We start from the raw sequence: 26,488 nt of genomic DNA on the forward strand, positions 1-26,488 counted from the left end.
CGTTCATAAGGGTTATCCGTCATGGAACAATTGCGTGCCGAATTAAGCCACCTGCTGGGAGAAAAACTCAGTCGGCTGGAGTGCGTTAATGAAAAAGCCGACTCGTCGCTATGGTCGCTGTATGACTCCCAGGGCAACCCGATGCCGCTGATGGCGAAAAGCTTTTCCACGCCCGGCATGGCGCGGCAACTGGCCTGGAAAGTCTCCATGCTGGCGCGTAGCGGTACGGTCAGAATGCCCGTCGTGTATGGCGTGCTGACGCATGAAGAACATCCGGGGCCGGACGTGCTGCTGATTGAGCGTCTGCGCGGAGTGCCGGTAGAAGCACCCGCCCGGACGCCGCAGCGCTGGGAACAGCTCAAAGATCAAATTGTGGAAGGATTGCTCTCCTGGCACCGGCAGGACAGCCGGGGCTGCGTCGGAACGGTGGACAGCACCCAGGAAAACCTGTGGCCGCAGTGGTATCGCCAGCGGATTGAAATGCTGTGGAGTACGCTTAATCTTTACAGCAACACGGGCTTAACCATGCAGGACAAGCGCCTGCTGTTTCGCGCCCGCGAATGCCTGCCTGCGCTGTTTGAAGGGTTTAACGATAACTGCGTATTGGTTCACGGTAATCTGACGCTGCTTAGCATGTTAAAAGATGCGCGCAGCGATCAACTGGTGGCGATGGTCGGGCCGGGCATCACTCTGTGGGCGCCGCGTGAATATGAGCTTTTCCGCCTGGCTGACGATAAGCTGGCGGAGGATTTGCTGTGGCATTATTTGCGGCGCGCGCCGGTGGATGAGGCGTTTCTCTGGCGACGCTGGCTCTATTTATTGTGGGATGAAGTTGCGCAACTGGTGAATACCGGGCGTTTTAACCGCGCCCGGTTCGATCTGGCGGCAAAATCACTCGTCCCCTGGCTGACCTGACGACCCTTTCAGCCACTGCCAGAGGCGTCCCAGCGTCTCATAGCCCACGCGGTCACTGTGCATCAGCCAGACCGGAGAGGGAATGACCCGTTCCCACGGATTAAGCGGTGATTCAATCGCCAGCTGATTCGCGGGAGCCGGAAGCGGATGCAGCCCGACGTGCTCAAAGAAAATCATTGCGCGTGGCAGGTGAGAGGCGGAAGTGACCAGCAGGAACGGCGCATCGCCAATGGCCTGCTTCACCGCCGCCGCTTCCTCTTCGGTATCTTTGGGGTTATCGAGAGTGATAATCTCGCTGCGCGGCACGCCAAGGCTTTCCGCGACTCTGGCACCCACTTCCGCCGTGCTGACGTTATTACTGACGGCAATTCCGCCGGTAAAGATCATCGTCGACCCCGGATTTTCCCGCCACAGGCGAATCCCTTCATTCAGGCGCGGCAGGCTGTTGTTGATAAGATTCGAACTGGGTGCCCATTCCGGGTTCCAGGTATAGCCACCGCCGAGCACCACGATATATTTCACCGGCTCACTGCCACGCCAGGTCGCATATTTATTTTCTATGGGTCGGAGTAGACTATCGGCAACGGGTTGCAGGCTTAGCAGCAGCAACGCCAGCCAGCCGAGAGTAATAAAACTCTTCCCCGTGCGCTGAAAACGGCTGAACCAGACCAGCACGATCCCAAGGCCGATCAGCAAAAGTAGCAGCGGCAGGGGCAGCATCATGCCACCGATGTATTTCTTTAGCGTAAAAAGCATCCTTCGTGGCTCCTTTTTGACCATACAACCTTGCTTTGCCCGGGATATTACACCAGATTGCTTCATTCTCTGCCCGGCTGTGACAAAATAGCCGTTTTGACAGGATCGCGGAGTGCGCCATGCAGGATCGCAATTTTGATGACATCGCGGAAAAATTTGCCCGCAATATTTATGGCACCACCAAGGGCCAGCTTCGTCAGGCGATCCTGTGGCAGGATCTTGACAGCCTGCTGGCCGCGTCGGGCGATCGCCCGTTGCGCGTACTGGATGCTGGCGGTGGAGAAGGGCAGACGGCCATTAAAATGGCGGAGCGCGGGCACCACGTCACGCTGTGCGATCTCTCTGCCGAAATGATCAGCCGCGCCAGGCTCGCCGCAGAGAATAAAGGTGTGAGCGACAACATGCATTTTGTACAATGCCCGGCTCAGGATATCGCTCAGCATTTGGAAACGCCGGTTGATCTGATATTGTTTCACGCGGTGCTTGAATGGATCGCCGAGCCGCAGCGCGTTTTAGACACGCTATGGTCGGTATTACGTCCCGGTGGCGCGCTGTCGTTGATGTTCTACAACGTTAACGGCCTGCTCATGCATAATATGGTCGCCGGAAATTTCGACTACGTACAGGCGGGAATGCCGAAAAAGAAAAAACGCACCCTGTCACCCGACTACCCGCGCGATCCGCAGCAGGTATACGGCTGGCTGGAAGCCGCAGGATGGCACATTACCGGCAAAACCGGCGTGCGGGTATTTCATGATTATTTGCGCGAAAAACATCAGCAGCACGACTGCTTTGCCGCGCTGCTGGAATTAGAAACGCGCTATTGCCGTCAGGAACCCTATATTAGCCTGGGTCGTTACATTCACGTCACTGCGCGTAAACCGCAGGAAGATGCAAGGATAACCGATGAGTGAATTTTCCCAGACAGTCCCCGAACTGGTTGCCTGGGCCAGAAAAAATGATTTCTCCATTCAGTTGCCGGTCGACAGGCTTTCATTTCTGCTGGCCGTTGCCACCCTGAACAGCGAACGGCTGGATGGCGAAATGACCGAGGGCGTTCTGATTGATGCCTTCCGTCACGTCAGCGATGCGTTTGAGCAAACCAGCGAAACCATTGGCGTGCGCGCGAATAACGCGATTAACGACATGGTCCGTCAACGTCTGCTGAACCGCTTTACCAGCGAGCAGTCCGAAGGCAATGCGATTTATCGCCTGACGCCGCTGGGGATCGGCATCACCGATTACTACATTCGCCAGCGCGAATTTTCTACCCTGCGTCTGTCTATGCAGTTGTCGATTGTCGCCGGTGAGCTGAAACGCGCTGCCGATGCCGCTGCCGAAGGGGGCGATGAATTCCACTGGCACCGCAACGTTTATGCGCCGCTGAAATATTCGGTGGCGGAAATCTTCGACAGTATCGATCTTACCCAGCGTTTGATGGATGAGCAGCAGCAGTCGGTGAAAGACGACATCGCCCAGTTGCTGAATAAAGACTGGCGTGCGGCGATCTCCAGCTGTGAACTGCTGCTTTCTGAAACCTCCGGCACCCTGCGGGAATTGCAGGATACGCTGGATGCGGCAGGCGACAAACTCCAGGCTAATCTGCTGCGCATTCAGGATGCGACGCTGACCCGTGACGATCTCAACTTTGTCGATCGTCTGGTCTTTGACCTGCAAAGCAAGCTCGACCGCATCGTAAGCTGGGGACAGCAGGCCATCGACCTGTGGATCGGCTATGACCGCCACGTGCATAAGTTTATCCGTACCGCGATTGATATGGATAAAAACCGCGTTTTCGCCCAGCGCCTGCGCCAGTCGGTGCAAACCTATTTCGACGCGCCATGGGCGCTGACCTACGCCAGCGCCGACCGGTTACTGGATATGCGCGATGAAGAAATGACGCTGCGCGACGAAGAAGTGACTGGTGAACTGCCGCCGGATCTGGAGTTTGAAGAATTTAACGAGATCCGCGAACAGCTGGCGGCGATGATCGAGCAGCAGCTGGAGGTCTACAAATCCAGACAACTGCCGCTGGATCTCGGCCTGGTTGTGCGCGAGTATCTGGCGCAGTATCCACGCGCACGCCATTTCGACGTCGCGCGTATTGTCGTGGACCAGGCGGTACGCCTTGGGGTCGCACAGGCAGATTTCAGTGGGTTGCAGGCAAAATGGCAGCCAATTAATGATTACGGAGCCAAGGTACAGGCGCATGTCATTGACAAATATTGAACAAATGATGCCAGCTAAAATGGCACAGGCTCTGGCAAATCCGCTTTTTCCGGCGCTGGATAGCGCCCTGCGTGCGGGTCGCCACATCGGTCTTGATGAGCTGGACAATCACGCCTTTCTGATGGATTTCCAGGAATACCTGGAAGAATTTTATGCCCGCTATAACGTCGAACTGATCCGCGCACCGGAAGGTTTTTTCTACCTGCGCCCGCGCTCGACGACGCTGATCCCGCGTTCGGTGCTTTCCGAGCTGGATATGATGGTCGGCAAAATTCTTTGCTACCTCTACCTTAGCCCGGAACGTCTGGCCAACGAAGGCATTTTCACCCAGCAGGAACTGTATGATGAACTGCTTACCCTCGCCGACGAAAGCAAGCTGCTGAAGCTGGTTAACAACCGTTCGACCGGCTCTGACGTCGATCGGCAAAAGCTCCAGGAAAAAGTGCGCTCCTCGCTCAACCGCCTGCGCCGTCTGGGGATGGTGTGGTTTATGGGGCACGACAGCAGCAAATTCCGCATCACCGAATCGGTCTTCCGCTTCGGTGCTGACGTGCGTAGCGGCGACGATCCGCGTGAAGCCCAGCTGCGTATGATCCGCGATGGTGAAGCGATGCCGATTGAAAACCATCTGCAACTCAATGATGAGGCCGAAGAGAATCAGCCAGATAGCGGGGAGGAAGAATAATGATTGAACGCGGTAAATTTCGTTCGCTAACGCTGATTAACTGGAACGGCTTTTTTGCCAGGACCTTTGACCTGGATGAGCTGGTCACCACGCTGTCCGGCGGTAACGGTGCCGGTAAGTCAACGACGATGGCGGCCTTCGTCACGGCGCTGATCCCCGATCTGACGCTGCTGCATTTCCGTAATACCACCGAAGCGGGGGCTACCAGTGGTTCGCGCGACAAGGGCCTGCACGGAAAATTAAAAGCCGGGGTCTGTTATTCACTGCTCGACGTCGTTAACTCGCGCCACCAGCGCGTGGTGGTCGGCGTGCGTTTGCAGCAGGTCGCGGGGCGCGATCGCAAAGTCGATATCAAACCTTTTGCCATCCAGGGGCTGCCGATGTCGGTGGTGCCGACCGAACTGCTGACGGAGACGCTGAACGAACGTCAGGCGCGGGTGCTGACCCTCCAGGAGCTGAAAGACAAGCTGGAAGAGATGGAAGGGGTGCAGTTTAAGCAGTTCAACTCCATCACCGACTACCACTCGCTCATGTTCGATTTGGGCGTGGTTGCGCGCCGCCTGCGTTCTGCATCGGATCGCAGTAAATATTATCGTCTGATTGAAGCCTCGTTGTACGGCGGGATCTCCAGCGCCATTACCCGCTCCCTGCGCGATTATTTACTGCCAGAGAACAGCGGGGTGCGTAAGGCGTTTCAGGATATGGAAGCCGCGCTGCGCGAAAATCGCATGACGCTGGAAGCCATCCGCGTCACCCAGTCGGATCGCGATCTGTTCAAACATTTGATCTCCGAAGCCACCGACTACGTGGCGGCGGATTATATGCGTCATGCCAACGAACGCCGGGTGCATCTTGATAAAGCGCTGGAATTCCGCCGCGAACTGTTCACCTCCCGGCAAAAGCTGGCGGCTGAACAGTACAAGCATGTTGAGATGGCCCGCGAATTGCAGGAGCACAACGGGGCGGAAGGCGATCTGGAAGCCGATTATCAGGCGGCCAGCGATCATCTGAACCTGGTGCAAACCGCGCTGCGCCAGCAGGAAAAAATCGAACGTTACGAGTCGGATCTGGAAGAGCTGCAAATCCGTCTTGAAGAGCAGAATGAAGTTGTTGCCGAAGCGGTAGATCGCCAGGAAGATAACGAAGCCAGAGCCGAAGCCGCCGAGCTGGAAGTGGACGAGCTGAAAAACCAGCTTGCAGATTATCAGCAGGCGCTCGACGTCCAGCAAACCCGCGCTATTCAGTACAATCAGGCACTGCAGGCCTTACAGCGCGCGCGTGAACTGTGCCATTTGCCGGATCTGACCCAGGACAGCGCGGAAGAGTGGCTGGAAACGTTCCAGGCGAAAGAGCAGGAAGCCACCGAGCGCCTGCTGTCGCTGGAACAAAAAATGAGCGTGGCGCAAACCGCGCACAAACAGTTTGAACAGGCGTTCCAGCTGGTGGAGGCGATCAACGGCCCGCTGGCACGCGATGAAGCGTGGAACATTGCCCGCGAGCTGTTGCGCGACGGCGTCAACCAGCGTCATCTGGCAGAGCAGGCGCAGCCGCTGCGTAGCCGCCTGACCGAACTGGAGCAGCGTCTGCGCCAGCAGCAGGACGCGGAGCGGATGCTTTCGGAGTTTAATAAACGCCAGGGCAAACGTTACGACCTTGACGAGCTGGAAGCGCTGCATCAGGAACTGGAAGCCCGCATTACTGACCTTTCCGATAGCGTCTCAAACGCGCATGAAAAACGGATGAATCTGCGTCAGGAGCTGGAGCAGATCCTGGCGCGCATTCAGAAATTGCAAAAGCGTGCCCCGATCTGGCTGGCGGCGCAGAGCAGCCTGAATCAGCTTTCCGAGCAGTGTGGTGAAGAGTTCGAATCCGGTCAGGACGTGACGGAATACCTGCAACAACTTCTGGAGCGCGAGCGGGAAGCCATCGTTGAGCGCGACGAAGTGGGCGCGCGCAAAAATGCGGTTGACGAAGAAATTGAGCGTCTCAGCCAGCCGGGCGGTTCGGAAGACCAGCGTCTTAACGCGCTGGCTGAACGCTTTGGCGGCGTGCTGCTGTCTGAAATCTATGATGATGTCAGCCTGGAAGATGCGCCGTACTTCTCTGCGCTGTACGGCCCGTCACGTCACGCGATTGTGGTACCGGATCTCTCACTGCTGAGCGAACAGCTTGCCGGGCTGGAAGACTGCCCGGAAGATTTATACCTCATTGAGGGCGATCCGCAGTCGTTCGACGATAGCGTTTTTGCCGTTGATGAGCTTGAGAAAGCGGTGGTCGTCAAAATTGCTGACCGCCAGTGGCGCTACTCGCGTTTCCCGACGGTGCCGCTGTTTGGTCGCGCCGCGCGGGAAAGCCGCATTGAGGCGCTGCATACCGAGCGTGAAACGCTTTCCGAACGTTTCGCCACGCTTTCTTTCGACGTGCAGAAAACCCAGCGTCTGCATCAGGCGTTTAGCCGCTTCATTGGCAGTCATCTGGCGGTCGCTTTTGATGCCGACCCGGAACTGGAGCTGCGCCAGTTGACCAGCCGTCGCGGTGAACTGGAACGGGCGCTGACGAATCATGAAAGTGATAATCAGCAACAGCGTGCGCAGTTCGATCTGGCGAAAGAGGGCGTTTCCCAGCTTAACCGCCTGCTGCCGAATCTCAGTCTGTTGGGCGATGAAACGCTGGCTGACCGGGTAGATGAAATTCAGGAACGTCTTGATGAGGCCCAGGAAGCCGCGCGCTTTATCCAGACGTATGGCAATCAGCTGGCGAAGCTGGAGCCGCTGGTGTCGGTCCTGCAAAGCGATCCTGAACAATTTGAACAGTTCAAAGAAGATTACGCCTGGTCGCAGCAAACGCAGCGTGAGGCGCGCCAGCAGGCGTTCGCCTTAACCGAAGTGGTCCAGCGTCGGGCGCACTTTGGCTATTCTGATTCTGCGGAAATGCTCAACGGCAACAGCGATCTTAACGAAAAACTGCGCCAGCGTCTTGAACAGGCGGAAGGGGAACGTACCCGCGCCCGTGAAGCTATGCGCGGACACGCCGCGCAGCTGAGCCAGTACAATCAGGTACTGGCCTCGCTGAAAAGTTCGTATGACACCAAAAAAGAGCTGCTGGGCGATCTGCATAAAGAGCTTCAGGACATTGGCGTGCGTGCCGACAGCGGCGCAGAAGAACGCGCGCGCAGTCGTCGCGATGCATTACATGCCCAGCTGAGCAACAACCGTTCGCGGCGCAATCAGCTGGAAAAAGCGCTGACCTTCTGCGAAGCGGAAATGGATAACCTGACCCGTAAACTGCGCACGCTGGAGCGGGATTATCTCGCCATGCGCGAACAGGTAGTGACGGCGAAAGCGGGCTGGTGTGCGGTAATGCGACTGGTCAAAGACAACAACGTCGAGCGCCGTCTGCACCGCCGCGAGCTGGCCTACCTGTCGGCTGATGAACTGCGTTCGATGTCGGATAAGGCGCTTGGCGCGTTGCGTCTGGCGGTTGCGGATAACGAACATTTGCGTGACGTACTGCGTATGTCCGAAGATCCGAAACGTCCTGAACGTAAAATCCAGTTCTTTGTCGCGGTTTATCAGCATCTGCGCGAGCGTATCCGTCAGGATATTATTCGTACTGACGATCCGGTTGAAGCCATTGAGCAGATGGAAATCGAACTCAGTCGCCTGACGGAGGAGCTGACTACCCGCGAGCAGAAACTGGCAATCAGTTCGAAGAGTGCGGCGAATATTATCCGCAAGACCATCCAGCGCGAGCAGAATCGCATTCGGATGCTCAATCAGGGACTGCAAAGCGTCTCCTTTGGTCAGGTTAACAGCGTACGGCTGAACGTAAATATTCGCGAAGCCCATGCCACGCTGCTGGATGTCCTTTCCGAGCAGCATGAACAGCATCAGGATCTGTTTAACAGCAACCGTCTGACCTTCTCCGAAGCGCTGGCGAAACTGTATCAGCGCCTCAATCCACAAATCGACATGGGACAGCGCACGCCGCAAACCATCGGCGAGGAGCTGCTCGACTACCGTAACTATCTGGAAATGGAAGTCGAAGTTAACCGTGGCTCGGACGGCTGGCTGCGTGCGGAATCCGGCGCGCTGTCAACCGGGGAAGCGATTGGTACCGGGATGTCAATTCTGGTGATGGTGGTGCAGAGCTGGGAAGATGAATCCCGCCGCCTGCGCGGTAAAGATATTTCACCGTGCCGCCTGTTGTTCCTTGATGAAGCGGCTCGTCTGGATGCGCGCTCCATCGCCACGCTGTTCGAACTGTGTGACCGTCTGGAAATGCAGCTGATTATCGCCGCGCCCGAAAATATCAGCCCGGAAAAAGGCACAACGTACAAGCTGGTGCGTAAGGTTTTCCAGAATACCGAACACGTGCACGTCGTGGGCCTGCGTGGGTTTGCCCCACAGCTCCCGGAACCATTGCCGGGAACAGCGGACGCGTCCTGACCGATAAAGGATATGTGACCAGAGGAGGGGCGACAGCAATGTCGCCCTTTTTAATTTTGGTTGAAATACGCTCAGTGAGGGTGGTCAACAACCGATTTTAGTAATGTATTATCATTTTTAATCAAATCTCCTGTTACGGCTGAGGCCTTTTGCTATCTTCTTTTAGTCCACATCTGCATCTTCCCTACACACCGAATATTAACCATTAATAAAATATTCTTTCATTCAATTTAATAATGTGTACCTATAATAATGCTTAAATAGCATTATTTTTCCGCGCAAATATTATCAAGGTGGCTGAATTACGCCTCATTATTTATCAGCGCACTATATATATTTATCTGTATGAGTTGTCATCAAGAAATAGGTTGTGGTGATATATGGGATTTGTATGGTTCATACGGATTATGATTTTTTGTTACAAATCTTTATATATTCCTAAAAATTTCCTGACCAGGCCGATGTGATTGTTTTCCTGAAGGATTGGTTCCATAATCAATCCCGCTAAAGGTTATTTTTAGCAAGCCGTATTAGTAAATTATTTTAATAAGGGAATTAAAAATGAAAAACATGATCAATTCATGGAAAAGAAAAGCTTCTCGCTATCAGGAACTGAAAAAGCAAGAAGGTGTAACATTATTGGAAATCATCATTGTTCTGGGTATTATTGGTATTATTGCTGCGGGTGTGGTAATTCTGGCGCAACGTGCGTTTACCTCTCAGGATATTACTGGTGTTGCGGATAGCACAAACACCGTTCGTGTTTCCATGAATGATGTTTACAAAAATAGTGGTTATCCAGACACTTATAACTCAATTGTGGCCGTAGCGCAGGACGACCTGGCTGCCTCTACCATTGATAACCCAATTATTGCAATGGTTAAAATGGGTAAACTGACCCCGCAAGAAGCCATCAACTCCTTCTCGCGTGACCCGCTCGAAGTTCATCCTGCACTGACGGATTCTACCGGTACTGCAGGTAAAGCTTTCGTTGTTGTGGTTAACGGACTGGACCAGGAACAGTGCCGTTCCTTCGTAAGTCAGGTAGGTAGTGACTGGGATTATGTTGAGACTATTGAAGGTGCCTTACCAGGTGCGGACAGCGGTGTGGACGATACCAAAGCGCTGAACTCACCAGCAACCGGTGCGGTTTTGAAATCTACTGTTGGTTCTAATCTGACGCCTAACTATATTGCCAATACCGCAGAAGTCTGTGCGGATCAGAATGGCGCAAACGGCGTTGTTTTAGGTAGCCGTTAATTTTAAATAGTTTTTTAACTACTAATACCTCTCCCATTTGGGGGAGGTACTGTATATATGGATTACAATTAATGAGATATCAACGCCATTTAAGATTATTTTCACGCAGCGTGGGTGTGACATTGTTTGAAATGCTTGTGGTGTTAGTCATTATAGGTATGATGTTGATGCTGCTGGCGAATTATAAAAGAAGAGAAGCCACTCAGGTAAATCAGCAAACGACTGCTAATGTTATTGCTCGTGAGATAGCGGGTGTGATGGGTTTCATCAAACAAAAAGAATTCGAAAGTGATAATGGCTCGTGGAACAACCCGCTCTACAAATCCTCTACCGGTACGTATCAATCGCCTTATGATTTACGTAATAAGGGCACCCTACAGGATGCGGTTAACAATACAGGGCAGTATTTCAGTGATTGGTCAGGGTTAAAAACAACCCCGCCATCGACGACGAGCCAATCCCGACGCCTGTTTCTCGGTAAAGAGTGTAAACCACAAGGGGAGTTACCTCGGAAATTAATGGATAACCCATTAACTTGTGAGATGGCTAATAATCAGAAAGTAAGCGATTTTATTCTGCAGCGTGTAGATTTCATCAATAATGAGACGGATCCCACGCAGGCTGACCAAATAGACAGAGTTGACTTTTATCTTCTTTCTCAGCCCGGAAATGATGATGAGCAGTGGAATTTTCTCGGCTATGCCAATCCGCTGATGAAGGCGCTGCAAAATGAGGGACTAAGTTATTTGCAGGCTGTGGTGGTAAGAAGTACATCTACTGATAACCGTCAGTTTGCCCTCGTTGAGGTGAATAATAAGCCCCTTGAGCTAAGCCAGGCGGCTGCAAATTTACATGACCTTGCTCGACAATACTCGGCAAATACGCGATTGGGAGTGCGCATCAGCCTGAGTAAAACCAGCGCCGAAGTGACCGCTGACGGGGAAACGCCAGTAGATAAATTATGCTGGAACACAAAGAGTAACACGCCGGGTCCTTGCATAAGTGCACAAGACAATGAGCGTCTGGTCATAACCAGCGATGAGAGTAGCACGACGAAAGAAGCGGCTATGTGCTGGGATAAAGGCACAGGACTTAGCACGCTATGCCTGACATCAATGTCAGGCCAGGGAAGCAACACGGATCAGGACAATAGCGATGATCGCGTATTGCATCTGCGTACCAGCGATATAACCGCGTCAGGTGAAAGTCATAGCGAGCAGCCATCATCGATTAAAGGCACAACCGCCACGCTCTATGCCAACGTGGTTATGGAAAATACAGCGCGTAAACATGCCGCTCAGTGGCGTATAAACGATGTTGGTGGTTCACGCACTTTTACCGATATGTATGGCGGTCAGTATGAACTGGTGACACCTGCAACGGTGTTTTATCAGGCATTTAATAATACTTCAGTGATAGAATTTACCGGGGTAAATGATGAAACGGGTGCCATTCGACTCCCGGTACAGCGATGTCCTAAAGTGGAAGCCAAACCCTCTAAAGAGACTGGCATAGAGGATTATGATGCCGCTTTGAAAGGAATTTATTATCGACAGTTATATCCACGGATGACCGTCGCAATTTCTTCTGTCTCTGCTGAGAATAGTCCGACTGAATACATGGATTACAGTTTGCAAGGAAAGACCCGGAAAAATACGGTGAATAATCCGGCGGTGGGAGGACTGGGAGGTGTTGCGCTCCAGGTCAATCTCGTTATTCCTGACAATATTGCCAAAAAGATTGCTGGTCAACCGGCGAAAGATCGCACGCCAGCGGAATATGGAGCATTTGTGAGCAATGCTGCATGGGGATCGTTTGATGACTATTTATATACTAATGAATTATTCAACCTGGATAGTGAGAACAGTGAGCTCTACCACTGGATAATTAGTGCAACATCGGCAGCAATAGATATTAACGGCGGAGGAGTTAATAAAATTAACCCCCGGTCATTGTCGGTAATTGTCACTCAATGGTGTAGTACCATCCCACAAAGTGGTGTGATCTCTGATATAAATTATCTATGGATGTGGGATGGCCCATGGTATATGTTGGATAAAATAGAATCAAGCGATACAGCAACATTTGAATATTAATGTCAACGGATTGAATAACATGAAAAAAATTAAATCGATAATACTGGTAGGATGCATGTCCTGTAGTTGGGGAGGATATGCTGCAGAAACAGTAGAACTTGTTTCAGAAACAGCAGGTATTTCTTCTGCAGCTCCAAGAAATCCGTTTTCTGCAGGCCGGGAGGTGACCACGACTCAGGGAGCTCTAAATGTCGCGTCTGCAAATGTCACGCTCGATCTTATAGAGGGAGAGTTACTTAGCCAGCAACTGAAAACATGGGCAGAGAAAAACGGTTTCAAAGTGTTGTGGAACAGTAGCCATGACTACCTTATTTATAAAAGTATTCATATGACAGAGCGTGATAAAGACACTGTTCTGTTGAGATTAGGCGAGCTTTTCACATCAGAGAATTATGGGCTGGTGATAAAGTATTTCCAAAAGAACAGCGTGCTGGTTATTGATGAGCAGTGATTGACGGAATAAGGGAACAAGCAAATGAAATTAAAAGCAATTGCCATATGTTTAAGTATTGCTTTACAGGGATGTACGGTTTTCGATCACAAATATAACCAGGATAATGTATTATCTGAAACAGGCTCGCCTACAACACCTGAACAGATGAAGTCATCAGGCTATATGAAATACGACAATGCTTACCTGGGTAAAAAAGTCGATTATAATTCAAAGAAACAGGCTTTATTACGTAAGCATGTGAAAATTCAGTCTTATGAACAGACTGACTTAATGACAGTGCTTGAAGCTGTTTCTGCGCAAACAGGTACCAGCTATCGCATTAATACTGCCCCGAGCGGCGGTAAAGCCAGTAATGACACAGTCGGTGAGGACACTCATAGCGTATCCTTTGAGGGCACATTTGAAGAATTCGTTAATTATATCTCAACGCTCTATGATGTGAATCCTGTACTGGATGATAACGGTATTCTGAAAGTCTCTTATTTTGAGAATTATGTGATCCGTTTAGATTTTTACGGCGAGAATAATAAGTTTGAAGCAAGCCTTGATCTTTCTGGTAATCAGGCCACTTCGGGCGGTGGGTTAAAAGGAAAGACAGAACAAAAATTTGAATCGTCATTCTGGGATGATGTGGAAGATATGGCCGGTAAATATATTACCAGCGGAGTCTATAGTATCTTTAAAGATGCCTCGATTATTACTTTGAATGCACGTCCTTCTGAATACAAGGCGCTCAATGAGGTGCTTAAGAAGTATCAGGCGGATAATTCTCGTCAGTTTGTTCTTACATATAAAATATTTACTCTGGACAAAAGCAAAACAAAAGAGTTTGGTGCCGGTGTAAATGTTAACTTTAATGATGGAACAACCTCAATTGGTATTGATAGCAATGATATGCTGGCAAAACTCTCTGGTGGATTAACGACGGGTTGGAAAAATAGCCATCTTGACGTTACCAGTCAGCTGGATGCCTTGTACGAATTAACAGGAAGTAAAGTTCTTCAGAGTGGTTCTTTTATTACCAGGAATAATGTCCCGATCCCTCTTAACCTGACGAACTCTCAGTACTATGTCTCCAGTCGAACCCGTGAGGAGAACTCGACGACCGGGAATGTTGACACGGCCGTTGAAACGTCTGAGCTGGTTACGGGTACCAGTTTTATCATAACCCCCCGTATTTTAACGGATGGCAGAATTGAAGTCGCCAGTGGTTTCACGAAACGATTCCTCAATTCCATTGATGTGTTTGATAATGTACAGCTGCCTTCGGTCAGTACAACAGAAACCTTTAACGTCTCGACGATTACCCCCGGCAGTTTGTTGATGGTGAGCAAATATGAGGCTAAGGAAGACAGTGATGGGCGTACTTTTTCAATCATGGGGGGAAACTATACCAGCGGTGACAACATTGATACGGTTGTGATGGTCGTAGGTATTGATAACTATCGCGCGCCCACGTATACGCGGTGATAAACTATGCGTCTGGAAAAGCTCAAACAGAATAATGTTCTGATAGAAAACGTTTGGGGTTATACGCCGGCAGAATATGAGCCATTCTATCTTCAATGGCTGACTGCGCTAAAACGTGACCATCGGCTCATAGAGTATCTGAACACCGACAACGTTCGATGCATGGGATTTTGTGCAAAACATTCGACTTTATATGAACCGTTTGCGCTACATGCTAAGGAGTTGTATGGAGATGCTATTTATTGGCTGGAAACAAAAGGTAATTATTACTTTCTTATTATAGCCAATGGAGAGCTAGTATCCGGTAGCGACCGAATTGTATCGCAACGCTTTTGGATACACTTACGAGAGCAATTGAAAACTAATTCTCTGTATCAACATCTTAATGTCAGAGAGCTTGATGAGACGATGATTAACAATGTTATTGAAAACTGTGTTGCTCACCAGAATAAGCTGAAGAAGAAACGTCAGGCAGTGATCGTTGGGCTGGCATTAGGTGGAGTCGCAATACTCATACTTACAACATTGTTATTAAAATTTATCTAAAGGAATAAATGGATGGCTGGAATTGACAGGCTCTATTTATGGAAGAACAGCATGAATCGCAAAATGCAGATAACACTCCTGGTGAGTACTGTGCTGCTGGCGAGTTGTGCGGCGGGGACGGGATATTATTATTTCGTTTACCATCCGGAGAAAGTACGTCAGGAAGCTCTGGAGCGTCAACGGCAGGAGCGTCAACGTAAGATAGCGAGTGTAAAAAAATACTATCAGGATACGCTCTCCGGTGGTGATATCACCGCGCTGGAAAAACTGGCTTTATCGATTCAGAGTAACGTCCAGAAACTGGATTTCCTCGGTTTCTCATTAGCACAAATGAAGTGTACGCCTACCGGGTGTGCAGTCAGTTTTTCTTTGAAAGGTGGGCGAATTTTTAATGTTGCTGATATGACAATTGACGGTAAAGATTATTCACCAAGTTTCTCAGCCACTACGCTTGATTACAGTAATATTCCTTCAGGGTTGAATGTGCACCCTTGGCTCACGCAATGGGGTACCGGTAAACAGGCCGATCTTCCTGGTTGCACTTCAATGCTAAGTGCGATCAACACCTGGAATTCGATGAGTAGCGCTCAATACCAAATTGAAATGAGTGGAATGCCTTCATCAGCGGCTGCTGATCAGGAACTTAGCGTTAAGGATGCGATAAACTCATGGCAACTCATGTCAGTCAAATGGAAGTTGCAGGCAGACAAAAACATCAGCTTTACACAGCTAGTGTCTGTCCTTGCCAGACAAAAAATTGCACAAGCATTTGTGATTAAATCAATCGAACTTAAAGACAAATTTACACTGAGCGGGGAGCTGGTATGCAAAAAAGGACTTTAATCATTTCAGGACTGTTTATGGCTCCGGCTATTGTCATGGCTGAGGGAACATCAGCAGTAAAACCTGCTCAGGAAATCGTGGCTAAAGTTTTAGATGATGCTTCACAGCAAGGATCCGAGAATCAGTCCAGAATGCAGGATCATGTTATCACTTTGATGGAAGATGATTTTGCTTTCGAAAAACAGAGAAAAAAATTATCGAACGAACTCGCGCTGGAGAAGCTGCGTAGTGATATCCGTAAATTAAAAGGAGAAGGTAGCCGTATGGCAGCACCTTCAGTGCCATCTGGCAATCAAGCGGTGACTGAATCTACGGATACGGATGAACAGTCCGTTTCGGTTAATGCACCTGCATTACGTGCTTTACTCATCTCTGAAATCGCTGGACAGAAACGTGTTGCAGTAACGGGTGGAGGTGGTGGAATTAAAATGGTTCCTCTCAATCAACGTTTTAGCTATGCAGGCTACAATTACATAGCTCAATATGTTTCTGGTGATATTGTAAATATCAAGGAAGCTTCAAGGTGATATTAGATTATATCCAACTAGCTGATGAGAGCATTAATTCTGAAGAATGGCATTTTTTAGAGTTTGATGACTCTATACTCGTCGCTCAACGCGAAGAGGAATTTTGGCTTATTGAGTATACATTACTAATTGATAATTTGAGTTCAATGCAGGCGATCATTCATCGTCTGCAGGTCACTCATAACATAACCGTAAAGGGCATAGCGCAGATCAACGAAAGCGTTTATTTTAAAATTATTGAAAAAATAACGTCTACCGATCTACGCTTGCTTGAGCAAGATTCAAGTAATACTCAGGTTTATCTGGAGAGTTTATTACAGCGTGCCGTCGATATGGGGGCAAGTGATTTACATATCACACGAAATGACGTCGTCGCTCAGGTTGAACTCAGAATAAATGGTGTTTTATGTCCATTTATTCAAATGAAAGCTTTACGTTGCGATGAATTGGTTTTCGTTCTCTATAACGTTGAAGCCAGTACACGCGATACTACCTGGAACAGGCATATTTCTCAAAATGCGAATATTCTTTATAACTTAAAAGGCAGAAGCTATCGTTTTCGTTACGCACATTATCCGATCTTTGGTGAAAGTAGTGATTGCTACCACGCAGTTTTGCGTATTATTCCATCGGGGTTAGATAAGGCATCGGTGGCGAGCCTGGATAAACTAGGCATCACTGATGCAGAAATATCTGATCTTAAACGTATCCTCAGCAATCCCTATGGGGCATATATTATTGCGGGTACCACAGGATCGGGTAAATCAACGACACTGAAGAACTTGATGGAATGGATGCAGATTCATCGTTATGACGATCGTGGCTGTTTTTTGACGGTAGAAGATCCCGTTGAATATCAAATTTATGGTGCCAAACAGAGTTCCGTAGTGAGCGGTGAGTCGGGTGGGTTTCATTCTGCGATCAAATCATCACTTCGCCGTGATCCCGATGTTCTGATGGTGGGTGAGATAAGGGACAATATTTCTTCAAATGCACTGGCAGGGGCGGTAGAGAGTGGACACTACTGTTTCACGACGGTTCATGCCGGGAATATTGTTTCTTTATTACAACGTCTTTCCGCGTTGGGTATAACCAGTGACAAATTATCAACGCCTGGTTTTATCGCAGGATTACAATGCCAGAAGTTGATTCCGTTGTTGTGTCCTGATTGTAAACAATTAACATCACCTTTATCAGTGGGTAAGCGTGATTTCATTCGTTATAAAAAAAATAGCGACGGATGTGCTCGATGTAAGAATACGGGCATTGCGGGTAGACAATTGGTTGTTGAATATCTGCTACCTGTTTACGACGAACTGGAAGCAATTGCCGAACAAAAATGGTTAAAAGTATATAACATCTGGCGAAAGAAACGTTTCAATTCTCCAGCGCTGGCGGAGGGTTTTGATATCCGTGAGAAAACCCTGGCGACTGTGCTGCAAGGCAGAGTGTGTGCAGAATGGTTCCAGATGGAGTTTGGTCAGCTAGCGACAGAGGATTTGGAGGTATTGGTTGAAAAAATTTAGCAAGAATCAACGTGTCTATTTATATCAATTTTGTGCTGATATGATTAGTGCAGAGTTGCCCCTGTATGATGCTATTCAGAAATTACGGCATGAAGGGAAATCGTTACTGGGGGGCGGGTTTGTCAAAAAACTGGATGAACTGGTCTTACGCATGGCGAAAACAACTTCAATTGCTCAGGTTTTTGAAGGGGCTGTTCCTGATACTGAATTGAGTACAATCAATGCCGCAGAGCGAAGTGGGAGCCTGGACGATGGCTTTAAATCGCTGGTAAGTGTGATTAATTATAATAGTGAACTGCAAAAAAAACTCATTGGTGCAGTGACATTCCCGTTGATTATGTTGGCATTATCCCTTGTCGTCATTGCCGGTTACTCTTATAAGGTCTTCCCGGCATTCGCCAGCGTGCTGCCTGTAGAAAAATGGCCTAAAGTGACAAGTGTGTTATACACCTTTGGCATAGCATTATGCGAAGGCTTATGGGTATATATTTTGGTTGCCGCAGTGATGATTGTTTTTTTTATAAGATTTATTATGACGCAATTTTCGGGGGACATTCGCAACAAGATTCTTGACCGAATAATGCCATTTTCAACATACAAACAATTATCAGCCTCAGTTTTTTTGAACATATTGGCGTTGCAATTACGAAATGGCATCCCAATTCATGATGCGTTGACTATTATCTCCACGAATTCAACTCGCTGGTTACGTTGGCACATTTCTTATATGCAGAAAAAAATGACAACGGGGGCAACTTATGGTGAAGCGCTCAACTCGGGCCTTTTAGGTGCTGACGCGTTGCTTAATATTAGTCTTTACTCCTCATTGCCTTCATTTAACGAAGTATTGGCAGCGGTCTCTGAGAAATCACGAGAGCAGATTAAAGAGTATATGAACAAAATATCAAGTTTGCTTAAATCACTTTCGACCCTTGTTTTAGGGTTGACTGTTATATGGGTATTTGCTGCGCTATTTTCGCTTAGTGATAAACTCGCCACAATGGGCTCCAGTGGTTCTTTCTGATTATTTAAAGGGAACAATGATATGGATATTTTGCAACCCCTTATGCCATGGTTTCTTCTGATTATCGGCCTTTATTTTGGCAGCTTTGCAAATGTGGTTATCTATCGTTTGCCAATTATGATGGGGATCGTGGAGAGCACGGATGGACGGGGGATTAATCTCTGGTGGCCACCTTCACATTGTCCACATTGTAAAGCGGGAGTAAAACCCTGGGATAATATTCCCGTTGTCAGTTGGCTTCTTCTGCGAGGTAAATGTCGCCAATGCGCGCAGCCCATCGCTGTTATCTATCCTTTGTCTGAAGCGCTGGTTGGATTTGCGTGGTTTGCCCTTGCATGGTTTTTCCCCGATGCAAAAGATATCTATTTATTAACAGGATTGTGTAGTCTGTTCACTGTCTTTTATATTCTGGCAGTGATCGATTGCAAATTTTTATTACTTCCTGACAGCCTGGTATTTATGGCGCTGTGGGGCGGATTACTGCTTGCAGCCTCAGGCAAGACAACGGTGAGCATCCAAAGCGCTATATTTGGGGTCGCGCTGACCTGGCTCTTACTGTGGGGGGTAATGTATACCTGGCTTAGGCTGAGAAACTATCACGGACTGGGACAGGGCGATGTCAAACTCTATGCGGCTTGCAGTGCCTGGCTGGGCTGGGAATCACTGCCGGTGTTGCTGTTGGCCTCGGCTACGCTTGGGGGGCTATTTTGGCTGATTGTACGCTTCGTCGACAATAATAATGAATCCGATGATACTGATGCAACGCCATTTTATATTCCATTTGGTCCCTCCATTGCAGTGAGTGCTTTTTTGATGATTTTTATCACGGAGTATTGGTGATGTCTTTGTGCCTGATATGGAGTTTATGGCTGAGCGTTTCACCGCTGTCAATTCCAGACATGTGCGCATCACCTTCAAAAAGGGATGAGTTGCGTAATCCGATCTCTTTTATATTGAAAAAAAGAAATCGATATGCGGAACGTAAACCAATATATCTGGACCGGGATAACGACATGGTCCAGTTTGAGTCTCCGGTGAGTCACTATACAAAAATTTCTTCGGGATTTGGTATGCGTGATCATCCCATTCTGGGGAGAAAGATCCACCATAACGGTGTAGATTTTGCGCTACCTATTGGAACTTCAGTGCAGGCGGTTGCGAAGGGAAAAGTGATCTCATCTGGATTTAAACGCACCGCAGGAAAATATATTACATTGTACCACGCAGGAGGCTGGTATAGCCGTTATATGCATCTTTCGGCGATTAAAGTGATGCCTGGTCGTGAAATTGAAGCGGGTGAAACCATTGCCTTATCGGGTAATTCCGGGCGGTCAACGGGAGCACATTTGCATCTCGAAATTGGATATCGCGGTGTGCCTCTGGATCCTCTGGCATTTCTTGATGTTGGCGAGGATAACCCATTCAGAATGTTACCACGTAATATTCGCCAGCAAAAAAAAGCTAATGTAAAAGAAGAGGCCCAGCCCAGAATTATCCTGGTTTCCGGTGAGAAGACAAATACTCGTATCTCGGTAAAATGGAATCATCTTCGTAAAACGGTTACGCCGGGGTCAGTCGTATTTGGAAAATATCGCGTTATCTCTGGCCGTAACGGTCGTTATGAATTAGTTGTGGTGATATAAACATAAGGATATAAAATGAAAAAAACTCCGTCTTATACCGCTGCTTCTCTTTTTTTAGGGGGGCTTCTCTTAATAACCAGTCCGGGTTATGCGGCGTACAATGCAGAATTTGCTTCAATACGCGTACCCCTCCGCCATCGGAGCATTATCTTGTTGTGGATGTTTTTGCTGATCCCGGAACTCGCGGTAACAGTCAGGGGGCCGGTTATAATGTGTACTGGAAAGTTAAAGGGAACGATGCGAATAAAGGAAGGAAGGAAGTCAGAACAAATAATAATGGCGACTACAGATTTCTACGAAGCATTTTTGAGCCTAATTTTCCCGCTTCGGGCTGTGATTTCTATTCTGACAGTGCTTGCCATTATAAAAACAGCTCATATCCAATGAATCACGATCTGTCACACCAGGACCAGAACATAGAAGCCTTGTTCAGATACTCAATTGATATATCAAATGCACCAGTTCCGGTATTGGGGGAGTCGCTCAACTCTGATTTTTACCGGCACCGCTTCCCGGAGGCTACTTTAGCTAATTTCCGAAGCAGTAGTACTACTTGGGGGCCAGAAGATAACGAGGTATCGTTGTCTGGTTATTTTTTCGTGGAGTCTCATGATACCTGCAGGAATGCCGGAGAGTATTGTGGCGGCGATACTTCAACTAAGCAAAGTGGGCCAATTAAGCCTTTAAGAACTCAGGAGATATTCATCCCTTCCAATAATCTCGAGTTCCTGGTTATTGAAGTTTTTGGTTTTGAGTACAACGATGTTGTAATGGATAAAAAAGATTATTTTTATGATATGCCCGTGGCGGTCATTAAGTTTACTCCTGCGCCGACAAAGACACAGCCCTTCAGAATGTTGGCACGTCTGACACCTGAATTGAAAAGTGATCCAAATGAGCGTTATCCAGATGGGACTCCAGGCTTTAATGGATTCAGTAACTTTGTTGATGGGACAGGTTATCTGGACTTTAATATTTCTAACATAATCTACCATCCAGATAATTCAGAGACTACTGAAACCCGCACATTTAAAGAATGGGGTGATGGTCGATATTTTGATTTCGGGCAGACAGACAGAATCAGTGTCAGAACGTATCAGGGCAATGGCGTCCCAAGCTGGGGTGAGGATGGCTGGCGAGTATATGTTGAACAGAGCATTCTGAATTGTGCAGATCAATCAAAACTGTGCCCTTACCCACGGCAACCAGTACCGAGCATACCCGTGGAGTGACCTGTAGTCTGGGGGCCACTTGCTTATCTCTGTGACCTGCTGGCGCGGTGCTGTAAAAAGGCGACGATAATGTCGCCTTTCTCTTTTGCTCTTTATGGGTACTGTCAAGCGTAAAGTCTTTAATCTTCTTTACATTTGATCAGGCAAAAGTATTCTTGTCTTCATATACTAAGAGTAAGCCCCGGTTAGTGCGGGCAGCAATGAATAACAGGGGGCAAGGGATGTTGCTAATACGTAATTATGGTCGTCGATTGTCAGCGCTGAGTATCTGTCTGACTCTCGCATTTGCTCCACTGTTCAGCGTGCAGGCCGATGAGCCTGAAGTTGTTCCGACAGACAGCTCGGCAACGATGGGCGAAAACGCCCAGGCGTTCGCCACGCCTCTGGCTCAATCCAGCGCGGTGGTGATGCTAATGGGGGAACAGCCGTTCCCGGTAAATCGTTCGCCTGAAGCGGCGCGGGCCGATATTCAAAGCCAGCTTCCGGCGGGCTATACGCCCGTATACATCAACGCGCTTTCAGCGCTGTATGCCGCGCGTGACATGAAACCCATGTGGGATAACCGCGATGCGGTCAAAGCATTTCAGCAGCAACTGGTGGAAGTAGCGATTGCAGGCTTCCAGCCGCAGTTTACCGCCTGGGTGCAACATCTGACCGATCCGGCAGTGACCGGCATGGCGCGCGATGTGGTGCTTTCGGATGCCATGATGGGCTACCTGCATTTTGTCAGCAATATTCCGGTGAAGGGCAACCGCTGGCTGTACAGCACCAAACCTTATGCGCTGGCAACGCCGCCATTGTCGGTGCTCAATCAGTGGCAGCTGGCGCTGGATAACGGCTCCCTGCCGCAGTTTATCGGCGGGCTGGCTCCGCAGCATCCCCAGTATGACGCCATGCATCAGGCGCTGCTGGCCCTGACCGAAGATCGTCGTCCATGGCCGCAACTGACGGGTAAAGCCTCGCTACGTCCGGGGCAATGGAGCAATGACATCCCTGCGCTACGCGAAATACTTCAGCGTACCGGAATGCTGGACGGCGGACCGGACATCGTGCTGCCGGGCGACGACAGCGCGGCGGTGAGCACGTCGGCCGCACCTGCCACCAAACCGCAGCCCGTACGCGCCGCGTATGATAAAACCCTGGTTGAAGCCGTGAAGCGTTTCCAGGCCTGGCAGGGACTGGGGGCAGATGGCGTGATTGGCGGTGCTACCCGCGACTGGCTGAACGTCTCTCCGTCGCAGCGCGCAGGCGTGCTGGCGCTCAACATTCAGCGTTTGCGTCTGCTGCCGGGCAAACTTTCTACCGGCATCATGGTCAACATCCCGGCCTATTCGCTGGTCTATTATCAGAACGGCGATCCGGTACTGGATTCGCGCGTGATTGTCGGTCGACCGGATCGTAAAACGCCGATGATGAGCAGCGCGTTAAACAACGTCGTGGTTAATCCACCGTGGAACGTGCCGCCGACGCTGGCCCGCAAGGATATTCTGCCGAAGGTATGGAACGATCCGGGGTATCTGGAGCGTCACGGTTATACGGTGATGCGCGGCTGGAACAGCAACGAAACCATCGATCCGTGGAACGTTGACTGGGCGACCATCACCCCGTCAAACCTGCCGTTCCGTTTTCAGCAGGCACCCGGCGCGCATAACTCGCTTGGACGCTACAAATTTAATATGCCCAGCTCGGACGCTATCTATCTGCACGATACGCCGAACCATAATCTGTTCCAGCGTGACGCCCGTGCGCTCAGTTCCGGCTGCGTGCGCGTTAATAAAGCCTCGGAACTGGCTAACATGTTATTAACAGACGCGGGCTGGAACGACGCGCGTATTTCCGGTGCGTTAAAGCAGGGTGATACCCGCTACGTTAATATCCGTCAGGATATTCCGGTGAACCTTTACTATTTGACCGCCTTTATTGGCGCTGATGGTAAGGCGCAGTATCGTACAGATATTTACAATTACGATCTCACCGCGCGATCTGGCGCACAAATTATGGAAAAAGCCGAACAATTAATCAGGTAAATGAAGAAGTTCAGTCCAGGTAAGTGTCGAAAGTATCAGTAAAAAAACGGGCCTGCATCGCTGCAAGGCCCGTTTTTACTGGATTTGGCGGTATTGACGCCAGATGTAATGCCCGGTAAGGTGCCTTCGTGCGCCAGAAATGCATAAATTCCCGACACTAATACTTTTACTGTAGACCTGATTATCATGGACAAATTTGACGCTAATCGCCGCAAGCTGCTGGCGTTAGGTGGCGTTGCGCTGGGCGCAGCGGTCATCTTACCATCGCCAGCATTTGCCACCCTCTCGACCCCACGTCCGCGTATTTTGACGTTGAACAACCTGCATACCGGTGAGTCAATTAAAGCGGAGTTCTTCGATGGCAGAGGCTATATTCAGGATGAATTAGCAAAACTTAACCATTTTTTCCGTGACTATCGCGCGAATAAAATTAAGTCCATCGACCCAAAATTATTCGATCAGCTTTATCGCCTTCAGGCGTTACTGGATACGCGTAAACCCGTGCAGCTCATTTCCGGCTATCGCTCGTTAAATACTAACGATGATCTGCGCAAACGCGGCAGCGGCGTGGCGAAAAACAGCTACCACACCAAAGGTCAGGCGATGGATTTCCACATTGAAGGTCTCTCATTAAGCAATATTCGCAAAGCGGCGTTATCTATGCGCTCAGGTGGTGTAGGATATTACCCGAGTAGCAACTTTGTGCATATTGATACCGGGCCGGTCCGGCACTGGTAATCAGGCGCTTAATGAGACAGGAGCAGCATGAACTATCGCATTATTCCGGTAACCGCTTTTTCTCAGAACTGTTCATTAATCTGGTGTGAACAGACCAAACTGGCGGCGCTGGTCGATCCTGGCGGTGACGCCGAACGTATTAAACAGGAAGTCGCGGCGTCAGGCGTGACGCTGATGCAAATTTTACTGACTCACGGTCATCTGGATCACGTGGGTGCCGCTGCTGAACTGGCAGAACACTATGGCGTGCCGGTAATCGGACCGGATAAAGAAGACGAGTTCTGGCTACAGGGACTGCCTGCCCAGAGCCGGATGTTTGGCCTGGATGAATGTCTGCCGCTGACGCCGGATCGCTGGTTAAGCGAAGGCGACAATGTCAGCGTCGGCAATATCAGTCTTGACGTTTTACACTGTCCGGGGCATACACCAGGACACATTGTCTTTTTTGATGCGGCTTCCCGGCTGCTGATTTCAGGCGATGTCATTTTCAAGGGCGGTGTAGGGCGCAGCGATTTTCCGCGCGGCGATCACAGCCAGCTGATTGATTCCATCAAGCGTAAGCTGCTGCCGCTCGGTGATGACGTGACCTTTATTTCCGGGCACGGACCGATGTCCACCCTCGGTCATGAGCGTCTGCATAATCCTTTCCTGCAGGATGAATTGCCGGTCTGGTAATTAACGTCCCGCAATAAAAAAGGCCGCAACATGTTTGCGGCCTTTTGTCTTTATGATGTTATTACAGGACTGCGACAATAGCCTCGCACAGCGGGGACATATTGTCCGGCGTCATGCCCGCCACGTTCACGCGCCCGGAAGCGACGGCGTACACGCCAAACTCTTCGCGCAGACGCAGCACCTGCTCTTTGGTCAGACCGCTAAAAGAGAACATGCCATTTTGCCGGGTGATAAAGCTGAAGTCGCGATTCGCGCCTTTTTCCTGGAGCGTATTCACAAACAGCAGGCGCATACGCTGAATGCGCTGGCGCATATCGTTCAGTTCCTGCTCCCAGATGGCACGCAGGGCGTCGTTGCTCAGAATTGTTGCTACCACTGCCGCACCGTGAGCCGGTGGGTTAGAGTAGTTAGCGCGAATGGTGGACTTCATCTGGCTGAAGGCACGGTCGGCGGTGGCCGCATCTGCTGCAACCAGCGTACAGGCACCTACGCGCTCATTATACAGGCCGAAGTTTTTCGAGAAGGAGCTGGCAACAATCAGTTCCTGATGCAGCGCGGTGAACGCGCGCAGGCCTTCTGCGTCTTCTTCCAGACCACGGGCAAAGCCCTGATAGGCGAAGTCAAACAGTGGCAGCCAGCCTTTTGCAACAGAGAGCTGCGCCAGCTGTTGCCATTGCTCCAGCGTCGGATCGATACCCGTCGGGTTATGGCAGCAGCCGTGGAACAGAACCACGTCGCCCGCCTGGGCTTCATTCAGGCTTGCCAGCAGACCGTCAAAATCCAGCGCGTGGTTAGCGGCGTCATAATAGTTATACTCGCGAACCTCAAGGCCCGCCGCGTTGAATACGCCCTTATGGTTAGGCCAGCTCGGATTACTCACCCAGACGCGTTTAGCATCGGTATTTTTAGCAATAAAGTCGGCAGCGACGCGCAGTGCGCCCGTACCGCCCGGCGTCTGTGCCGTGCGCGCACGTTTGTCGCTGATAATGGCGCTGTCTTTACCAAATAACAGTTCCTGCGTGCAGCGGCCAAATTCCGGGATACCGTCAATTCCGAGGTAATTTTTTGTTGTCTCGTTTTCCAGCAGATATTGTTCTGCTTTTTTCACGCTGGTCAGCACCGGCGTCTTGCCAGTTTCATCTTTATAAACACCAATACCCAGATTGATTTTTCCCGGGCGGTCATCGGTACGAAACAGATCGGCGAGGCCCAGAATCGGGTCGGCAGGGGCTGCGGTAATGTTCTCAAACATGGCGACGTTCCATTATGATTACGAAGGGAGATCCGCTATCAGGTTAACGGGAGATGAGACAAATGCCAACCGTTTGCGACAAAAAGCGACGGTCTTTTTAAAAGAGAAAACTTTTTACTGGCAGGCATAAAAAAACAGGACC

The 26,488-nt window shown here is 49.8% G+C and carries 22 protein-coding genes; 20 read left to right on the top strand and 2 right to left on the bottom strand.

The annotated features are described in order from the left end of the window. The first annotated feature begins 21 nt into the window (after positions 1-21). Positions 22-915 (top strand): YcbJ family phosphotransferase, encoded by an 894-nt coding sequence (locus tag RT197_RS07490; RefSeq protein ID WP_312948846.1) that lies wholly within the window; start codon positions 22-24, stop codon positions 913-915. Here RT197_RS07490 and elyC read toward each other — a convergent pair. Next, positions 892-1,671 carry an envelope biogenesis factor ElyC gene (elyC, locus tag RT197_RS07495; protein WP_312948848.1) on the bottom strand — a complete coding sequence of 260 codons (780 nt, stop codon included), beginning with the start codon at positions 1,669-1,671 and terminating at the stop codon, positions 892-894. The two genes, RT197_RS07490 and elyC, sit on opposite strands and share 24 nt — an antisense overlap. 119 nt (positions 1,672-1,790) lie before the next feature. On the opposite strand from elyC, the gene cmoM reads away from it, so the two are divergent. The 19 genes from cmoM to RT197_RS07590 all read left to right on the top strand — a co-directional run bounded on the left by cmoM (position 1,791) and on the right by RT197_RS07590 (position 25,094). Further along, a complete protein-coding gene (gene cmoM, locus RT197_RS07500) occupies positions 1,791-2,585 on the top strand; it encodes a tRNA uridine 5-oxyacetic acid(34) methyltransferase CmoM (protein ID WP_312948850.1) in 795 nt (264 codons plus the stop codon). After that, a complete protein-coding gene (mukF, locus tag RT197_RS07505) occupies positions 2,578-3,900 on the top strand; it encodes a chromosome partition protein MukF (RefSeq protein WP_312948852.1) in 1,323 nt (440 codons plus the stop codon). The genes cmoM and mukF overlap by 8 nt, the downstream gene beginning before the upstream one ends. Beyond that, positions 3,881-4,585, top strand: coding sequence for a chromosome partition protein MukE (mukE, locus tag RT197_RS07510; RefSeq protein ID WP_312948854.1), 705 nt, complete (start codon positions 3,881-3,883; stop codon positions 4,583-4,585). The genes mukF and mukE overlap by 20 nt, the downstream gene beginning before the upstream one ends. After that, the gene (gene mukB / locus RT197_RS07515; protein WP_312948856.1) at positions 4,585-9,033 is read left to right on the top strand and encodes a chromosome partition protein MukB; all 4,449 of its coding nucleotides are present in this window, start codon (positions 4,585-4,587) and stop codon (positions 9,031-9,033) included. The genes mukE and mukB overlap by 1 nt, the downstream gene beginning before the upstream one ends. Positions 9,034-9,594: 561 nt before the next feature. Continuing rightward, complete coding sequence (locus tag RT197_RS07520) at positions 9,595-10,293, top strand: type IV pilus major pilin (protein WP_312948857.1); 699 nt, start codon at positions 9,595-9,597, stop codon at positions 10,291-10,293. Between the two features lie 71 nt (positions 10,294-10,364). After that, complete coding sequence (locus RT197_RS07525) at positions 10,365-12,389, top strand: type II secretion system protein (protein WP_312948859.1); 2,025 nt, start codon at positions 10,365-10,367, stop codon at positions 12,387-12,389. A 19-nt stretch (positions 12,390-12,408) separates the two neighbouring features. Then, the gene (locus tag RT197_RS07530) at positions 12,409-12,840 is read left to right on the top strand and encodes a TcpQ domain-containing protein (protein WP_312948862.1); all 432 of its coding nucleotides are present in this window, start codon (positions 12,409-12,411) and stop codon (positions 12,838-12,840) included. Positions 12,841-12,864: 24 nt separating this feature from the next. Further along, on the top strand, positions 12,865-14,313 hold the full coding sequence (locus tag RT197_RS07535; protein WP_312948864.1) for a type II and III secretion system protein: 1,449 nt from the start codon (positions 12,865-12,867) through the stop codon (positions 14,311-14,313). Between the two features lie 6 nt (positions 14,314-14,319). After that, complete coding sequence (locus RT197_RS07540; protein WP_312948866.1) at positions 14,320-14,859, top strand: hypothetical protein; 540 nt, start codon at positions 14,320-14,322, stop codon at positions 14,857-14,859. Positions 14,860-14,871: 12 nt separating this feature from the next. Further along, the gene (locus tag RT197_RS07545) at positions 14,872-15,702 is read left to right on the top strand and encodes a hypothetical protein (RefSeq protein ID WP_312948868.1); all 831 of its coding nucleotides are present in this window, start codon (positions 14,872-14,874) and stop codon (positions 15,700-15,702) included. Further along, entirely contained in the window at positions 15,684-16,229 is a 546-nt protein-coding gene (locus RT197_RS07550) for a hypothetical protein (RefSeq protein WP_312948870.1), read from the top strand. Before RT197_RS07545 ends, RT197_RS07550 begins: the two co-directional genes overlap by 19 nt. 146 nt (positions 16,230-16,375) lie before the next feature. Then, the gene (locus tag RT197_RS07555) at positions 16,376-17,755 is read left to right on the top strand and encodes an ATPase, T2SS/T4P/T4SS family (protein ID WP_312949472.1); all 1,380 of its coding nucleotides are present in this window, start codon (positions 16,376-16,378) and stop codon (positions 17,753-17,755) included. Continuing rightward, complete coding sequence (locus RT197_RS07560; RefSeq protein WP_312948872.1) at positions 17,742-18,779, top strand: type II secretion system F family protein; 1,038 nt, start codon at positions 17,742-17,744, stop codon at positions 18,777-18,779. Before RT197_RS07555 ends, RT197_RS07560 begins: the two co-directional genes overlap by 14 nt. A gap of 21 nt (positions 18,780-18,800) precedes the next feature. Next, the gene (locus RT197_RS07565; protein WP_312948874.1) at positions 18,801-19,619 is read left to right on the top strand and encodes a prepilin peptidase; all 819 of its coding nucleotides are present in this window, start codon (positions 18,801-18,803) and stop codon (positions 19,617-19,619) included. A 173-nt stretch (positions 19,620-19,792) separates the two neighbouring features. Then, positions 19,793-20,422: a M23 family metallopeptidase gene (locus RT197_RS07570; protein WP_312948876.1), complete on the top strand. Its 630-nt coding sequence runs from the start codon at positions 19,793-19,795 to the stop codon at positions 20,420-20,422. Positions 20,423-20,577: 155 nt separating this feature from the next. Next, positions 20,578-21,654, top strand: coding sequence for a hypothetical protein (locus tag RT197_RS07575; RefSeq protein WP_312948878.1), 1,077 nt, complete (start codon positions 20,578-20,580; stop codon positions 21,652-21,654). A gap of 221 nt (positions 21,655-21,875) precedes the next feature. Further along, the gene (ldtD, locus tag RT197_RS07580; protein ID WP_312948880.1) at positions 21,876-23,681 is read left to right on the top strand and encodes a L,D-transpeptidase; all 1,806 of its coding nucleotides are present in this window, start codon (positions 21,876-21,878) and stop codon (positions 23,679-23,681) included. Positions 23,682-23,867: 186 nt separating this feature from the next. Continuing rightward, positions 23,868-24,419 (top strand): YcbK family protein, encoded by a 552-nt coding sequence (locus tag RT197_RS07585; RefSeq protein WP_312948882.1) that lies wholly within the window; start codon positions 23,868-23,870, stop codon positions 24,417-24,419. 27 nt (positions 24,420-24,446) lie between these two features. Continuing rightward, positions 24,447-25,094 carry an MBL fold metallo-hydrolase gene (locus RT197_RS07590; protein WP_312948883.1) on the top strand — a complete coding sequence of 216 codons (648 nt, stop codon included), beginning with the start codon at positions 24,447-24,449 and terminating at the stop codon, positions 25,092-25,094. Positions 25,095-25,155: 61 nt separating this feature from the next. On the opposite strand, the gene RT197_RS07595 is transcribed toward RT197_RS07590, so the two are convergent. Then, positions 25,156-26,346 (bottom strand): amino acid aminotransferase, encoded by a 1,191-nt coding sequence (locus RT197_RS07595; RefSeq protein WP_312948884.1) that lies wholly within the window; start codon positions 26,344-26,346, stop codon positions 25,156-25,158. Positions 26,347-26,488 lie beyond the last annotated feature (142 nt).

Source organism: Superficieibacter sp. (assembly GCF_032071645.1).
Classification (GTDB): domain Bacteria; phylum Pseudomonadota; class Gammaproteobacteria; order Enterobacterales; family Enterobacteriaceae; genus Superficieibacter.

Coding starts and splice junctions, on each gene's coding strand:
- RT197_RS07530 (WP_312948862.1), top strand. CDS start 12,409: ATGAAAAAAATTAAATCGATAATACTGGTAGGATGCATGTCCTGTAGT.
- cmoM (WP_312948850.1), top strand. CDS start 1,791: ATGCAGGATCGCAATTTTGATGACATCGCGGAAAAATTTGCCCGCAAT.
- RT197_RS07585 (WP_312948882.1), top strand. CDS start 23,868: ATGGACAAATTTGACGCTAATCGCCGCAAGCTGCTGGCGTTAGGTGGC.
- RT197_RS07490 (WP_312948846.1), top strand. CDS start 22: ATGGAACAATTGCGTGCCGAATTAAGCCACCTGCTGGGAGAAAAACTC.
- elyC (WP_312948848.1), bottom strand. CDS start 1,671: ATGCTTTTTACGCTAAAGAAATACATCGGTGGCATGATGCTGCCCCTG.
- mukE (WP_312948854.1), top strand. CDS start 3,881: ATGTCATTGACAAATATTGAACAAATGATGCCAGCTAAAATGGCACAG.
- mukB (WP_312948856.1), top strand. CDS start 4,585: ATGATTGAACGCGGTAAATTTCGTTCGCTAACGCTGATTAACTGGAAC.
- RT197_RS07565 (WP_312948874.1), top strand. CDS start 18,801: ATGGATATTTTGCAACCCCTTATGCCATGGTTTCTTCTGATTATCGGC.
- RT197_RS07540 (WP_312948866.1), top strand. CDS start 14,320: ATGCGTCTGGAAAAGCTCAAACAGAATAATGTTCTGATAGAAAACGTT.
- RT197_RS07590 (WP_312948883.1), top strand. CDS start 24,447: ATGAACTATCGCATTATTCCGGTAACCGCTTTTTCTCAGAACTGTTCA.
- RT197_RS07550 (WP_312948870.1), top strand. CDS start 15,684: ATGCAAAAAAGGACTTTAATCATTTCAGGACTGTTTATGGCTCCGGCT.
- RT197_RS07545 (WP_312948868.1), top strand. CDS start 14,872: ATGGCTGGAATTGACAGGCTCTATTTATGGAAGAACAGCATGAATCGC.
- RT197_RS07570 (WP_312948876.1), top strand. CDS start 19,793: ATGGTCCAGTTTGAGTCTCCGGTGAGTCACTATACAAAAATTTCTTCG.
- RT197_RS07520 (WP_312948857.1), top strand. CDS start 9,595: ATGAAAAACATGATCAATTCATGGAAAAGAAAAGCTTCTCGCTATCAG.
- RT197_RS07555 (WP_312949472.1), top strand. CDS start 16,376: ATGCAGGCGATCATTCATCGTCTGCAGGTCACTCATAACATAACCGTA.
- ldtD (WP_312948880.1), top strand. CDS start 21,876: ATGTTGCTAATACGTAATTATGGTCGTCGATTGTCAGCGCTGAGTATC.
- RT197_RS07525 (WP_312948859.1), top strand. CDS start 10,365: ATGAGATATCAACGCCATTTAAGATTATTTTCACGCAGCGTGGGTGTG.
- RT197_RS07535 (WP_312948864.1), top strand. CDS start 12,865: ATGAAATTAAAAGCAATTGCCATATGTTTAAGTATTGCTTTACAGGGA.
- mukF (WP_312948852.1), top strand. CDS start 2,578: ATGAGTGAATTTTCCCAGACAGTCCCCGAACTGGTTGCCTGGGCCAGA.
- RT197_RS07595 (WP_312948884.1), bottom strand. CDS start 26,346: ATGTTTGAGAACATTACCGCAGCCCCTGCCGACCCGATTCTGGGCCTC.